General features: G+C 61.8%; 17 protein-coding genes. 11 read left to right on the forward strand and 6 right to left on the reverse strand.

The features are described 5' to 3' along the window. Positions 1–67: 67 nt before the first annotated feature. From KKY_RS03560 to KKY_RS20940, 4 genes are read right to left on the reverse strand one after another with little or no spacing between them, the layout of a single operon-like run. Positions 68–2,308, reverse strand: coding sequence for a DDE-type integrase/transposase/recombinase (locus tag KKY_RS03560; RefSeq protein ID WP_014129933.1), 2,241 nt, complete (start codon positions 2,306–2,308; stop codon positions 68–70). Between the two features lie 20 nt (positions 2,309–2,328). Next, positions 2,329–2,751, reverse strand: coding sequence for a phage regulatory CII family protein (locus KKY_RS03565; protein ID WP_244404044.1), 423 nt, complete (start codon positions 2,749–2,751; stop codon positions 2,329–2,331). Positions 2,752–2,795: 44 nt separating this feature from the next. Further along, positions 2,796–3,632: a ParB/RepB/Spo0J family partition protein gene (locus KKY_RS03570; protein ID WP_014129935.1), complete on the reverse strand. Its 837-nt coding sequence runs from the start codon at positions 3,630–3,632 to the stop codon at positions 2,796–2,798. After that, the gene (locus tag KKY_RS20940; protein ID WP_014129936.1) at positions 3,629–3,751 is read right to left on the reverse strand and encodes a hypothetical protein; all 123 of its coding nucleotides are present in this window, start codon (positions 3,749–3,751) and stop codon (positions 3,629–3,631) included. Before KKY_RS20940 ends, KKY_RS03570 begins: the two co-directional genes overlap by 4 nt. A gap of 151 nt (positions 3,752–3,902) precedes the next feature. On the opposite strand from KKY_RS20940, the gene KKY_RS03580 reads away from it, so the two are divergent. Beyond that, on the forward strand, positions 3,903–4,160 hold the full coding sequence (locus KKY_RS03580) for a hypothetical protein (protein ID WP_014129937.1): 258 nt from the start codon (positions 3,903–3,905) through the stop codon (positions 4,158–4,160). Here the strand turns inward: KKY_RS03580 and KKY_RS20245 are convergent. Then, positions 4,132–4,350: a hypothetical protein gene (locus tag KKY_RS20245; RefSeq protein ID WP_139304960.1), complete on the reverse strand. Its 219-nt coding sequence runs from the start codon at positions 4,348–4,350 to the stop codon at positions 4,132–4,134. The genes KKY_RS03580 and KKY_RS20245 overlap by 29 nt on opposite strands. Further along, complete coding sequence (locus KKY_RS03585) at positions 4,347–4,706, reverse strand: helix-turn-helix domain-containing protein (RefSeq protein ID WP_014129939.1); 360 nt, start codon at positions 4,704–4,706, stop codon at positions 4,347–4,349. The genes KKY_RS20245 and KKY_RS03585 overlap by 4 nt, the downstream gene beginning before the upstream one ends. Before the next feature lie 71 nt (positions 4,707–4,777). On the opposite strand from KKY_RS03585, the gene KKY_RS19420 reads away from it, so the two are divergent. The 10 genes from KKY_RS19420 (at position 4,778) to KKY_RS03635 (ending at position 12,762) form a co-directional block, all read left to right on the forward strand. Beyond that, entirely contained in the window at positions 4,778–5,449 is a 672-nt protein-coding gene (locus KKY_RS19420) for an XRE family transcriptional regulator (RefSeq protein ID WP_050811640.1), read from the forward strand. A gap of 80 nt (positions 5,450–5,529) precedes the next feature. Continuing rightward, entirely contained in the window at positions 5,530–5,895 is a 366-nt protein-coding gene (locus KKY_RS03595) for a hypothetical protein (RefSeq protein WP_014129941.1), read from the forward strand. 200 nt (positions 5,896–6,095) lie between these two features. After that, positions 6,096–6,545 carry a hypothetical protein gene (locus KKY_RS03600; RefSeq protein WP_014129942.1) on the forward strand — a complete coding sequence of 150 codons (450 nt, stop codon included), beginning with the start codon at positions 6,096–6,098 and terminating at the stop codon, positions 6,543–6,545. 34 nt (positions 6,546–6,579) lie between these two features. Next, on the forward strand, positions 6,580–7,833 hold the full coding sequence (locus tag KKY_RS03605; RefSeq protein WP_014129943.1) for a DNA-packaging protein: 1,254 nt from the start codon (positions 6,580–6,582) through the stop codon (positions 7,831–7,833). 248 nt (positions 7,834–8,081) lie between these two features. Continuing rightward, on the forward strand, positions 8,082–8,270 hold the full coding sequence (locus KKY_RS03610; RefSeq protein WP_041528559.1) for a hypothetical protein: 189 nt from the start codon (positions 8,082–8,084) through the stop codon (positions 8,268–8,270). A gap of 56 nt (positions 8,271–8,326) precedes the next feature. Next, entirely contained in the window at positions 8,327–8,929 is a 603-nt protein-coding gene (locus KKY_RS03615) for a hypothetical protein (RefSeq protein WP_041528560.1), read from the forward strand. Between the two features lie 137 nt (positions 8,930–9,066). Further along, positions 9,067–10,230, forward strand: coding sequence for a phage portal protein (locus KKY_RS03620; protein WP_014129944.1), 1,164 nt, complete (start codon positions 9,067–9,069; stop codon positions 10,228–10,230). A 280-nt stretch (positions 10,231–10,510) separates the two neighbouring features. Beyond that, entirely contained in the window at positions 10,511–10,699 is a 189-nt protein-coding gene (locus tag KKY_RS03625; RefSeq protein WP_014129945.1) for a hypothetical protein, read from the forward strand. A gap of 133 nt (positions 10,700–10,832) precedes the next feature. Continuing rightward, positions 10,833–11,321 carry an HK97 family phage prohead protease gene (locus KKY_RS03630; protein WP_014129947.1) on the forward strand — a complete coding sequence of 163 codons (489 nt, stop codon included), beginning with the start codon at positions 10,833–10,835 and terminating at the stop codon, positions 11,319–11,321. A 214-nt stretch (positions 11,322–11,535) separates the two neighbouring features. Next, positions 11,536–12,762, forward strand: a complete 1,227-nt coding sequence (locus KKY_RS03635; protein WP_014129948.1) for a phage major capsid protein — start codon at positions 11,536–11,538, stop codon at positions 12,760–12,762. Positions 12,763–12,783 lie beyond the last annotated feature (21 nt).

Here is a 12,783-nt window from a genome sequence, read left to right on the forward strand (position 1 = left end):
GGTGTGTTAGAGGCCGCTCACGCGGCGCTGGTATTGAAAGGCTCGGCGGCAACCGGGCCTTTCGCTTTCAAAGCCCCAGCCACTCATCCCCGTAGTCGTCGTGGATGACCTGCTGGCCCTGAAATTCTGCTGTGGTTTCGTACTGGCCGAGCCAGATCAGGTCGCGATCGTCGACAGGCTCGTTGGCCTCCATGGCGCGGCGGAAGATCACCGCCCGCCGGTAGCGATCCAGCGCCGTCTCCGGCATCGCGACGACATTGCCGTCAAAGGCAGAGCGGCGGGCGTCCCGATGCTCTTCGACCCGGGCAGCCACCTTCGCCGAAATCCGCTCGTAGGCGCCGTTGTCGTCATAGGGATCGAGCTCGGAAGCCAACCGCTGCTGCTCGGCTTTGACATCGGCGCTCGCTTCGCTCGATTTCGGATGCCGGGTCTGCGCGTCGATGGCGGCGGCGATCTGCGGCGTCGAATGCTCGCTTGATCGTTTGGGAAGGGCCACGACATTGGGCTGATCGCGTCGCGCGACCTCCAGGACCTTTTCGATCATCGACGGACCCTTGGCCATTTCGCGCATGTCGCGCCTGACGGCCTTGTCCAGCCTTTCCAGTGTTTCGGAGCGCTGCTCGCGCACCGCCTTCTGGAACGTTTCGGGATGGATGCCCGAGAGCTCCGCGCATTCGATTTCCGCAAGGAACTGCGCGCCATCGGCCGAGAAGGCGTAGGCCTTGCCCATGTCGAGCGGATCGTGGCGCACGAACACCTGATCACCCGGCAACAGCCGCCCGCTCTGGTAGTGGTAGCCGTCGATCCGCACCCCGAGCTTGGTGACAGTGCGCAGCCCGTCGCCCTTGACCGGCATCAGCAGCGTGTCAAGCGCCCGCGCATCGACCCTGCGCACCGTGGCCATTGCGGCCATCGCCACCTGGGCGGGCGTCTTTCTGCCCAGCCCGGCATGGGGTGCCTGGTGATAGGAAAGCTCGACCCAGTCGTCGATATGGCGCTGCAGCTCGGCGGCCGTTAGGGTCACGCCGAAGGTTTCCTTCTCGCTCTCGCCCAGCCGGGCCGCAAAGCTCTTGCGGCTCTCGATCGCCTTGCGATCCTCGACAGAATGCCCGACGAACCCCGGCAACAGCGGCCCGCAATCATGCTGGAAAGTCTTGATGACCCGTTCCACATGTGCCTTTTGCTGCGGCGAATAGGCGTCCGAAAGATCGATCTCGATCCCCAGCGATGTCAGAAGCCGCTTGGTGTCGCGCGCCACGAAATCCGAGCCATTGTCGGTCTTGATCGTTTCGGGCACGCCCCACGCCAGAACCGCCTTGCGGATCATCAGCATCACTGCCGAGGCGCGCGGGGTCTTGGAAACGGTTATGACCAGCCGCCGCGTGGCGATATCGATACAGGCGTACAGAGAGTGCCGGCCGTCGACGCAAAGCGCATCGACCGGTGACGCATCGATCTGCCAGAGCTGATTGGGTTCGCTCACATGGCGCAGCGTGCCCACCCCGGCCGGCGCCATGATCGAGCGGTATTTGTCCGGGTTGGTGATCTTGGTCAGGAGAACCTTGTTCTCTGCTTTAAGGCCCTTCAAACAGTGTTGAAAGGTCCGCACCGGCGGCATGGCAACCCGACCCTTGGCGGTCTCGATCTCGTCCCCGAATTCGTGGCGGCACAGGTCCCGCACCCGCTTGGCCGAAAGGAACGGCTGCTGCGCCACCAGCGCCAGCATCCATGCGCGCACCCGCCCGTCATTGGCCGTATCGAGAATGCCGGTGCCTTTGCGGGCTTGCCCGCGATCGACGGCCAGGGCGTCGAGCTTGCCTTGCCGTTTGGCCGCGATCCAGCGCGACAGGCTGCGCTTAGAAAGCGAGGGCACCAGCGTTTTCACCCAGGGCTCGACCTTGATCGAGCCCATCGCGTATTTGTCGCAAAAGATTTGCTGCCGCGTCATCAGCGTGGCACGCAGTCCCGCGCTGAACGCATCGAATGCTGCGATGATCGCCAGCCGCGCGTCACGCTCTTCGCTGGCCCGTGCCGTCAGGGATGGCGCGGCATCATTGGCCGCCTCGTCGGCGACCGAAGCCGCTTCGCCAATCGTCATATGGCGTTGCACATAAGCAACCTGCGCCAGTGTCGGCAGGATGCGGTAGTGGTACTCCATGCCGCCGCCCACAGCCTTGCGGGGCCGCACGAAGGATGGGTGTTCATTCCAACTTTCTCGCGCCGCCAAGCGCTGAATATTGCGCTCATCATTTGGCAGGTAGGGCAGCCGTTCTGCCGCGATCTCCCGCGCCGTCAGCCACTCTTTCATGCTTCCCCCAATACCCGTTTTCATCGGCGGCTCGCCCTCCAGGCGGCGTCGGCGATCTGTTCTTCGCGTTCGATTTTTTCTTTCAGCTCCCGTGCCCGTTCCCGGCGCAGCAGAGCCTCGTATTCGGCCGGCACCGCGATTAGTCCGGCTTCTTTGAGCAGCGTGTTGAGCGGCCGCACGTCCTCGGTCACCGCCACCAGCGCCAGCAGCCGCACCGCCGAAATCTGATGCTCGGCCGACGACGAGGCGTATTTGTCGAGCATGTGCTTGCTCACATCGTCTTGCAGGAACTCGCTCATGTCCTGGGCAAGCTGGCGCCGGTCCATATCGGCATCGGCAAACGTCGCCGTGATCGCCTTGGCCAGCCGCGCGGCGATCGAGAACGCCTTGACCGCCTCGTCGTCGAACCGTTCGACGATCGGCGCGGGCGTGAAGTCCCGCAAAAGGTCAAGTGTCTGTGTATCCCGCCGCCGCTTTGCCACTGTGGTCAGCCCCTCCGCTTCGCCAGCCAGAGCTCGATCGCGTCCGCATGCAGCGCAAAGAACCGCTCCTGGTCGCTCTGCTTGAGCCGCGAGAATCCGTCGGACAGTTTTTCCCACTTGCTCAGCGGCGCCGGCTTGGGCTTGGCTTCGATGATCGCCAGCGCATGCGCGACATTGGCGGCATCGCCGGCAACGATGAGCGCGGCCATCTGCGCCTGCAGGTCGGCCGGAGACGTGGCCAGTGCCACCAGTTCGCTCCGATTGTCCGCCATCGGATGCAGCGCGATGCGCTCGCGGATAGCCCCGTCAATCGAGGCGATCTGCAGATAGCGGTAGATCGTCGGCGCCGAAAGATTCAGGGCCGTGCTGGCGGCCTCCTTGAACGATGCCGCAAACGCTTCGGCTGCTGCTTCCAGGTTCAAAGTCTCCACTGGAGACTTTGACTTGACACGCCGGGTGCCGCCCCGCTTCACAGCGCCCTTGGCCGCCTCGTAAATCTCGCGCCACGCGGCCACATCGACCGCCCTGTCGAGCACCGACAGTTCGCGGCGCATCATGTTTTCGGCGATCTCGGCCAGCTTGATCTCAGCCTCGCTGGCATAGGCATCCGCCGCGCGCACTATGGCCAGTATGGTTTTCGCCTCGCGCAACCTTTGCGCCGCCAGTCGGTGAGCACCCGAGACCAGGCGGAACCGGGCGCCAGTCTCGATAACTTCGATCGGCGTCCGCTGGCGGTGTGCTTCGATGTCGTCAGCCAGCGCGGCCACCCAGTTTGGGCTGACCTTGCGCCGGCCCGCCGGGACATCGATCTGATCGATTTCTATTTCCCGGGTATCGCTCACGCGCCACCCCCAGCCAGCAAAATGCCGATAACCGTGCCGCACACAAAGAGCACCATCAGCCCGATATCGAGCGGATTGTGCAGCGGATGGCTGTCAACGAAGGCCCGATATTTGGACACCGGAGCGCCCTTCCGCGCCCTGGTCTGTCCAGAGATTGGCATCACTTTTGACTGGTGCCGGTTCGGCCCGTCTGCTTGGGTGCGCTGGTCCGGGCAAGCGCTGCACCGCCGGCCCGGACCCACCATCCACACAACAGGGAGCTTGTGGACGATGCCCAGGAAAACCCTCGATGACCGTGTCTCCATTTTGGAGACGATGGTCGCACCCAACGCTGGTGCCATATGGACCATGCAATTGATGATTGCCGAACTGGTGCGGCACCTTGAAAAGACCTCTCCAGATTTCGACAGGCAGAGCCTGCGGCAATTGGCATACACGCGCCTGGTCCAGATCGAGGAAGCTGGCGCGACCGCCAACGCCATTGCCCAGGCCCGTGACATTATCGACCGCATGATGCCAGCGTCCTGATTTCGGCCCGCAATTCTTTGCTTTCGGCTGGCGACAGGGCCAACGGCAACAGCGGCCCGTGATCCAATCCGAGCGCAATCGCCTCCTGTTGCCGCCGGTGGGCAGAGAGTTTTTCGTGTAGCCTGGAGGTGCGCCCTTCGATGGCGCGCTGGGCAGCGGCGTCGCGCAGATTGATGGTGTAATGCATCATGCCGCGCTCCTGGCCGCCTTGCGGCTTTCAGACTCGGCAACGTATTTGCTAGAAAGGATTGTGGTTGTCCGAATGGGATAGCGATCCGGGAAGAGCTCGGCGACAGGAACACCAAGGAATTCGGCAATCGCCGCCTCGGCCTTTCTGTTCGTCCTGGCCCAAACCCCGCGAAAGCTGTTCGGATTGAGCTCGTTGAGCTCGGCTAGACCGGTGAGCGTCATTTCTCTCCGGTGCAATTCCGCCTTGATGGAGTGGCGATCCCACTTCTGCTTGGCCATCGGCTCCCTCTCGTGAAAGGCGGACTGCTGCAACAGGCCGCTTTTCTTTGGTTCGATTTGTGCATTGGCGCGGCGCATGTGCGCTGCTCACGGAAGGGAGATTGTCGCAATAAATTGCGAAGGTCAATGGGCCATCGCAAAATAATGCGATGACAATCGCTATGACAGGCTTCAGTTATGACGAGGTGATCGACCGGATCATCGAGAAAAACCCTGGAAACACCGAAGGCGAGTTAGCCAAGGCGTTAGGGATCGCCCCTAACACTTGGACGGCATACAAGCGCGGCGAGCGCTCCTTCGGGTTGAATGAAATCGCAGAGATTTGCGATACGCTCGGGGTGGATGCTGAGTGGCTTCTGCTGGGTGCGAAGCCTGCGAGCGGACCTCTAGCGGTAGAAGAGCCTGGCTTCTCCCTCATCCCTCGCTATTCCGTCTCTGCGTCCGCAGGCACTGGTCTCGTCGCGCTTGAGGAAAGGCCCCTCGACCAGCTAGCGTTTCGCACCGACTGGCTGCGTGATATCGGGCTCAATCCGGCTTTTTGTGGCCTGATAAAGTCGGCCGGTGATAGCATGCTGCCAACCATTCCGGATGGCGCACAGCTACTGGTGGACCTTACGCCTGGCCAGCAGCTCCGCTCGGGATATCTCTACGTTGTCGTTCTGGAGGGCGACTTGCTGGTCAAACGCCTTAATCGCCGCATCGACGGCACCATCGAACTGATCTCCGACAACCCGCTTTATCCCAAAGAGATCGTCGACGCCCAGCAGCTTGATCGGCTGACCATACCAGGGCGCGTCGCATGGATCGGTCACGCGGTCTAGATCGCCGGACTTAATTTGACAGAACGTCGGTTTTCGGGGATTTTCGAGTCCGGCGCTTCGCCGGACTTTTGGGGGTATCGATGGGGTTAGTTTCACTGCTGGGGATAATCGCCGGCATCGGCGTGGCCGTCATCGCCTTCACCAATGTGCGGTCTGATATTCAGATCACCATTGGCTTGGTCGGCGCATTCTCTTCTGGGCTCTTTCTCGCCCTATTGCTCAATTCCCTGTCGGATTGGAAGAACGGTAGTCGCCTGAAATCGATACAGAAAACACTCGACGATCTTGCCAATGCCATCGCGCCGGGCGAACCGCGCAAGGATGCCGCCAAGGATTTCAACGACGCTGTAATGCTCTACCAGAGGCACGCCGGCCGCAAGGACGCCGGAGACGCCATCCGCGACCTGGCCGCCGATGCCCTCCGCTCCAAGGGCTTCCTCAAATAGCCCGCCTTTTTGCCATTCGATCTTGCGCGCCGATTTTGCCCGTCCACTCGATTGTGATCCCGGCCAGGGTTTTGAAAGCCCTTTAAATCCGGGGCTCTTCCCACTCACTCCCGCCTGATCCCACCTAATCCCGCCTTTTGTCTCGGGATGCCATGTGTTCTTGCGCGTTACAGGTGCGGCGGTCTCACCGGACCTTTTTCATGACAGCGATGGATCGGACGACGAGCGGGACGGTGGAGCCGGACTGGGATGCCGTGCGGGCGGAGTATGAAGAGACAGAAACCCCCATTGTCCAGGTCGCTGCCGCGCACGGACTGACCCTCAACCAGCTCAATACCCGCCGGCGCAAGGAGCACTGGACGCTGCGCAAGCCCGGGGTGGGGCGGCAGCGGCGCCAGAGCCTTCTGGCCCGGATGCTGGGCCTGATCGAGGCCCAGATTACCCAACTCGAACGCAAACTCTTAGAGGAACCCATGAGTGCAACCGAAATGCGCATGCTCGAATCCATGACCAAGGCGCTCGACAAGATCACGGCGCTGGAAGCCGCGGAAAAGAAGGTGGTGAAAAAACGGGTGCGCATGGACCCCGAACTCGAAGCCATTCGCGAGCGCCTGATCGACCGGATTTCCAAGCTTGAAACCGAAGATTGATCTGCCGCCTCTGACCAAGGCGCGCAAGGCCGAGATGATGCGGCGCGCGCAGGTGCTCGAAGCCTCCGATCTCGAAAATTTCAAGATCTGCTGGGACCTTTGGGGCCACCCGATGCAACGGGCGCCGGAGGGCGATTGGACGACCTGGCTCATGCTCGGTGGGCGCGGGGCGGGAAAGACGCGGGCCGGGGCCGAATGGGTGCGCGAACTGGTTTCGGGGGTACGCCCGGTTTCGCCCATCGCTCTGGTCGGGGAAACCATGCACGAGGCGCGAGCCATCATGGTCGAGGGCGTGTCGGGGATCATTTCGGTGTATCCGGTGTCCGAACGGCCACGGCTGGACAAGGCGCGCGGCGTTGTCGTCTGGCGCAACGGGGCGGAAGCCTGGCTGATGCCGGCCAACGATCCCGAACGGTTTCGCGGGCCCCAATTTGCCGCCGCATGGTGCGATGAGCTGGCCAAATGGCCCAAGGCCGAGGGGGCGTGGGACATGCTGCAGTTCGGACTGCGGATCGGCGCGCGGCCAAGGCAGATGGTGACCACGACGCCCAAACCGACGCGGCTTTTAAAGCGCCTGATGGCCGACCCCAATACGGTGGTGACGCGAATGAAGACGAGGGCCAACCGGGACAATCTGGCGCCGGCGTTTCTCGAAGCGATTGTGGCGCGGTACAATGAGACCGTGCTCGGACGTCAGGAACTCGATGGCGAGATGGTCGAGGAGATGCCCGGCGCGCTCTGGAACCGAAGCCAGATCGAGGCGGGGCGGATTGCCGACGTGCCGGGGCTGACCCGGATCGTCGTGGCGGTCGATCCGCCGGTGACCGGGGGCAAGAATTCGGACGCCTGCGGGATTATCGTTGCCGGACGGAGCGGGGACGAAGCGGTGGTTTTGGCCGACCGGACGGTGCAGGGGGTGACCCCTGTCGGCTGGGCGCGCGTGGCGATTGCCGCGTTCCATGAGTTCGACGCCGATACGATCCTCGCCGAGGTCAACCAGGGCGGCGATCTGGTCAAAAACCTCATGCATCAGGTCGATGCCAGTGTGCCGGTGCTTGAGGCGCGGGCCAACAGAGGCAAATGGGTGCGCGCCGAACCGGTCGCCGCGCTTTATGCCCAGGGGCGGGTGAGACATGCGGGCATGTTTACCGAACTCGAGGACGAATTGTGCGCGTTCGGGCCGGACGGACTGGCCGAGGGCCATTCGCCCGACCGTCTCGACGCGCTGGTGTGGGCGGTGACCGAATTGCTGCTGCGCGATGGGCCGGTGCCGAGGGTGCGGGTTTGAGGCAAAGCAACCCTAAGGGGCCAAAATGAACTATTGTCAGCCACCGCCATTAACAGTTTGCGCAGGTACACCGAAAGCAGGGGTTTACTCGATGCCATCCTTGATATTAACTTCAACGAAAGGCTGGGGTGGTTTAAGTTGACTTGACAGTAGGCGTTGACCAGTTTAATGGCGCGTCTTGATTGCGTCACATAGTTTGCCTATGTATCTCGTCGAGATTAATCCTCCAACCATGAAAGGGAGCGAAAATGTCGTCTGTTATAGACCGTGCCGCTGATCTGCTGTTCCCTTATGAGGGACCGCAGACGCGTAACATCAAGTTTTTTTGCGTAGGCGAAGACAATGTCAATGCATTTGACCTTGCTGAGCAAATTGTTAGAGCAGAGTCGCAGATACGAGAAGGTTCTGCGGTTTTGATGGAAAAGATCGACGACTAGTTGACATTCCGCACCGAATTATGTGATCGGCGTTCTTCTGACGGGGGAACGCCGATATGCTTTTTAAAGACCTGTATGAAGAAGTAGTTGGCAAGGTGGATCGCCCGCCTGTCCCGTTCGATTTGCTCATGCATCTTATAAACACCCGGCACGCGGGGGTTGGCGAGATCAAAGTATGGTCGATCAAATATCCAATGCCAAACCGGCAGGCTCACTATAAGTTGGTTGGGACGGATCGCACTTCGGCTTATGAAGAAGAGTTTGATATTGCCGAAATTCGGTATTGCGAGGAGCTCAACGACCATCCACGGGAGCGGAGATTCGCGCTAACCAAGGAACTTATGCATGTGTTCGACACTGAGTCTGAGAAGGTGGACACACGCGAAAAATTCGTTGAATTTGTAAAAGAAGTCCAAAATCAACCATTGGCAAGCCAGCGCTCTGAGAGATTTAACTCGGAACTCGATACCAGATGGATGGCGGCCATAATACTTTGCCCAAAGCCGCTGAGAGATATCTATCTCACAAGTTTTCGGTCGGGAGCGATTCAGCCCTACGAGATAGCTGAAGCGCTACGGGTGCCAGAATGGGTGATTCCGTTTGTTATGGATGACTATTACGATCAAGCGTTTGACCTAATGATGAGAAAGGGGCACTGAGCCCCGAATTGGAACCCCGCTCCGGCGGGGTTTTTTATTGGCCGGACTTATCCCCGCGTGACGCTGGTGGGGTAGAGTTCAGCCATGATGGAGATGCTGCGGCGATCTCCCAGATCTTCTGACAAAAGGATGAGACGATGGCCGATTGGCTGGGGCGCCTTGTGGGCGGGCGATCGCGTGTGGGTGCTGAACAGAAATCGGCGCCGCAGACGTTGTTTCAGCTCGCGCCTCTGGGGATTGGCGGGAGTGGCAAGAAGGGGTTTGCGGCGCTGGCCAATGAGGGGTTCGCGAAAAACCCGATTGTCTATCGCTGCGTGCGCATGGTGGCGGAAAGCGCGGCAAGGGTGCCGCTCGAGGTGCGCGATGGGGACAAGGTTCTGACCGAGCACCCGCTGCTTGCGCTGCTCGGACGGCCCAATCCGCGCCAGGATGGCAAGGCGTTGCTCGAAAGCGTCTTTTCCTATCTCCAGCTTGCCGGCAACGCCTATATCGACGCGGCGATCGTCGAGGGGGAGGTCAAGGGGCTTTACGGGCTGCGGCCCGACCGCATGGCGGTGATCGCGGGCAGGGATGGATGGCCCATCGGCTATGCTTATACGGCGGGCGGGCGGACCCACAAGCTGATGCTCGACAATGGGCCGGTGGGGCGGGTTTTGCACCTCACTCTGTTCGATCCGCTGGACGATCATTACGGCCAGGCACCCTTGCAGGCGGCACAGGGCAGTCTTGAAACGCACAATGCGGCGACGGCCTGGAACCGGGCGCTGCTGGAGAACGCGGCGCGGCCTTCGGGGGCGTTGGTTTACAACGCGGCGGCGGGGAATTTGACCGAGGATCAGTACCAAAGGCTCAAATCCGAGCTTGAGGAGGGGTTTGCCGGGGCGATCAATGCCGGGCGGCCCATGGTGCTCGAGGGTGGGCTGGACTGGAAGGCGATGGCGCTCACTCCGGCGGAAATGGATTTTCTCGACGCCAAGAACGCGGCGGCGCGCGAAATCGCGCTGGCCTTCGGTGTGCCGCCCATGCTGCTGGGGATTCCGGGGGACAACACTTACGCAAACTACGCCGAGGCCAGCCGCGCGCTATGGCGGCAGACGGTCATTCCGCTGGTGCGGGCCGTGGTGGGCTCGCTGACCCATTGGCTGTCGCCGGGGTTCGGCGGGGTGGAGCTTGTGCCCGATTTCGACGGGGTCGAAGCGCTGGCGGCTGATCGGGCGATGGACTGGGAACGGGTGGGGAATGCGACATTCCTCAGCGACGAGGAAAAGCGGGAGCTGCTGGGGTTCGGGAAGAGAGCTTAGGGGGCTTTTTTGTAAAGCACCGACGCTCAAGGCCCCTCACCGCCCTGCCGGGCACCCTCTCCCCGGAGGGGCGAGGGTTTTGCGTGGGGCTGGCATTGGCGACGAACTGCGACGGTTGGAGTTTGGGCGAAGGCCCCCTCACCCGTCGCTTCGCGCCGACCTCTCCCCCCAAGGGAGAGGTCGTTCCCGGCGCCTGCGGTCTTCTTACCTCTCCCTTGGGGGAGAGGTCGGATGGCGCGGCCAGACGGGTGAGGGGCCTTGAGAGCCAGAAAGGAAACACATGGACGCGATCGTTTCGACGGTGCTCGCCAAGGGGGATCTGGCGCATGTGGCGCTGTTTTTGTGGGCGGGCGGGGCGAGCGTGACGGTTTTCAAACTGCTCAAGGAGCTTTCGGCGGCCAATCGGCGGTTCAACACCTTCGTGACCGAAATCGCCCACCTCAACAAACTGTTCAGGGACAAGGACTGATGGGGACGAAAAAGACGGCAAAGAGCAATCCGGGAGACGCCACGCAGGTGTTTCGGCAGTTCGCCTGGAACCTGGCGGGATCGCTGGCCAAACGGCCGGTAAAATCGGCAAGGGGCAAACCGGAGGCGGCCAGATGAGCGTTGCCATCGACGCCGATGGGCGGTTTTCGGGCTATGCCTCGGTGTTCGGGCGGCTCGACGGGGGCGGGGATATCGTGATGCCGGGCGCGTTCCGCGACACGCTGAAATCGCGCGGCGCAAGCCGGGTGCGGCTGTTGTTTCAGCACGATCCCAAAGAGCCCATTGGGCTGTGGGACGAGATCGCCGAGGACGGGTTCGGGTTGAAAGTTTCCGGGCGGCTGCTCGATGGCGTGCCGCGCGCGGCGAGCCTTAGGGCGCTGATCGCGCAGCGGGCCATCGACGGGCTTTCCATCGGGTTTCGGGCCGTGCGGGCCACCCGCGAGGGCAGGACGGGGACGCGGCGATTGTGGGCCGTGGACCTTTGGGAAATTTCCATCGTCACCTTTCCGATGATGGAAGCGGCACGGATTGGCACCGGGCCGGGCGGCAACGCCAAACTGGCCGCAACGCTTGGCGCGGCACAGAGACTGATGACGTCGTAGGGGGCGAGGCTCCCTCTCCCCCCTCGTCATTGTCGGGCTCGACCCGACAATCCGCGACGCCGCCGCAATCGCTGAAGAGGTTTTGGAGGCGGACGGCGCGAGGGACACACGTCTTTCGGGCCATCTGGAAGCGTAGCGGGTCCCCGGGTCAAGCCCGAGGACGACGAGGAGAGTGGTGGCACACCCCCGCTGACACACAAACAAGGGAAAACTGATGACCAAATCTATCGAACCGCGCCTTGAAACCAAGGTCGCGGCGCTTCCGGCTGGGGATGTGGATGCCCTGTTCGCCGATTTCATGACCGCATTCGAGGAGTTCAAATCGACCAACGACCAGCGGCTGGGCGAACTGGAAAAACGTGGGTCCGCCGATACGCTGCTCGAAGGCAAGCTTGATCGGCTCAATGCAGTGCTCGACGGGTACAAATCGGCGCTCGACAAGGCGGCGGTGGACAAGGCCCGTCCGGCGCTCGACGGGGGCAGGGCGGTTGCCAGCGATGAATACAAGGACGCGTTTTCCGCCTATGTGAAGCGCGGCGAGGAAAAGGCGCTTTCGGTCGGCTCGAACCCCGATGGCGGCTATCTGGTGCCGGGGGAAACCGAAACAGAGATCACCAAACTACTGACTGCGATTTCGCCCATGCGCTCGATCTGCGGCGTGCGGCAGGTCTCTTCTTCTGTCTATAAAAAGCCCATCACCGTGACCGGGCCGCAGGTGGGTTGGGTCGGCGAGACGGCGGCGCGCACCCAGACCAATTCCCAGGTGATCGACGAACTGACCTTCCCCACCACCGAACTCTACGCCATGCCGGCGGCGACCCAGGCGTTTTTGGACGATGCGGCGGTGGACGTGGGCCAGTGGATTGCCGAGGAGGTCAATGCCGCGTTCGCCGAGCAGGAAACGACGGCGTTTATCCTCGGCGATGGGGTGAACAAGCCTTCGGGCTTTCTCGACGCCGATACTGTCGATGAGGCGAGCTGGGCCTGGGAAAAGCTGGGGACCATATCGACGGGAGCCGATGGTGGGTTCGATGCTACCGACCCGGCCGACGCTCTGGTCGACCTGGTCTATGCGCTCAAGGCCGGCTATCGCCAGAATGCGACATGGCTGATGAACCGGCGCACCCAAGGGGCTGTGCGGAAATTGAAGGATGCCGAGGGCAATTACCTCTGGCAGCCTGCCGCTTCGCCCGATGGCCGGGCGAGCCTTATGGGCTTTTCGCTGGTCGAGGCCGAGGACATGCCCGATATCGGTGTGGACAGCCTTTCGGTGGCGTTCGGCGATTTCCGGCGCGGCTATCTGATCGTCGACCGGCAGGGCGTCAACATCCTGCGCGATCCGTATTCGGCCAAGCCCTATGTGCTGTTTTACACGACCAAGCGCGTCGGTGGCGGGATTTCCGATTTTGACGCGATCAAGCTGCTGAAATTCGGGGAATGAATGAGGGCGGGCTGCAAACGG

It is taken from the genome of Pelagibacterium halotolerans B2 (genome assembly GCF_000230555.1).
Lineage (GTDB): Bacteria > Pseudomonadota > Alphaproteobacteria > Rhizobiales > Devosiaceae > Pelagibacterium > Pelagibacterium halotolerans.

Bases quoted from the DNA above. Each gene is read 5' to 3' on its own strand.
- KKY_RS03595 (WP_014129941.1), top strand. From the start codon at position 5,530: ATGGGGTTAGTTTCACTGCTGGGGATAATCGCCGGCATCGGCGTGGCC.
- KKY_RS03630 (WP_014129947.1), top strand. From the start codon at position 10,833: ATGAGCGTTGCCATCGACGCCGATGGGCGGTTTTCGGGCTATGCCTCG.
- KKY_RS03615 (WP_041528560.1), top strand. From the start codon at position 8,327: ATGCTTTTTAAAGACCTGTATGAAGAAGTAGTTGGCAAGGTGGATCGC.
- KKY_RS20245 (WP_139304960.1), bottom strand. From the start codon at position 4,350: ATGATGCATTACACCATCAATCTGCGCGACGCCGCTGCCCAGCGCGCC.
- KKY_RS03585 (WP_014129939.1), bottom strand. From the start codon at position 4,706: ATGCGCCGCGCCAATGCACAAATCGAACCAAAGAAAAGCGGCCTGTTG.
- KKY_RS03610 (WP_041528559.1), top strand. From the start codon at position 8,082: ATGTCGTCTGTTATAGACCGTGCCGCTGATCTGCTGTTCCCTTATGAG.
- KKY_RS19420 (WP_050811640.1), top strand. From the start codon at position 4,778: ATGACAATCGCTATGACAGGCTTCAGTTATGACGAGGTGATCGACCGG.
- KKY_RS03580 (WP_014129937.1), top strand. From the start codon at position 3,903: ATGCCCAGGAAAACCCTCGATGACCGTGTCTCCATTTTGGAGACGATG.
- KKY_RS03620 (WP_014129944.1), top strand. From the start codon at position 9,067: ATGGCCGATTGGCTGGGGCGCCTTGTGGGCGGGCGATCGCGTGTGGGT.
- KKY_RS03605 (WP_014129943.1), top strand. From the start codon at position 6,580: ATGATGCGGCGCGCGCAGGTGCTCGAAGCCTCCGATCTCGAAAATTTC.
- KKY_RS03635 (WP_014129948.1), top strand. From the start codon at position 11,536: ATGACCAAATCTATCGAACCGCGCCTTGAAACCAAGGTCGCGGCGCTT.
- KKY_RS03600 (WP_014129942.1), top strand. From the start codon at position 6,096: ATGACAGCGATGGATCGGACGACGAGCGGGACGGTGGAGCCGGACTGG.
- KKY_RS03625 (WP_014129945.1), top strand. From the start codon at position 10,511: ATGGACGCGATCGTTTCGACGGTGCTCGCCAAGGGGGATCTGGCGCAT.
- KKY_RS03560 (WP_014129933.1), bottom strand. From the start codon at position 2,308: ATGAAAGAGTGGCTGACGGCGCGGGAGATCGCGGCAGAACGGCTGCCC.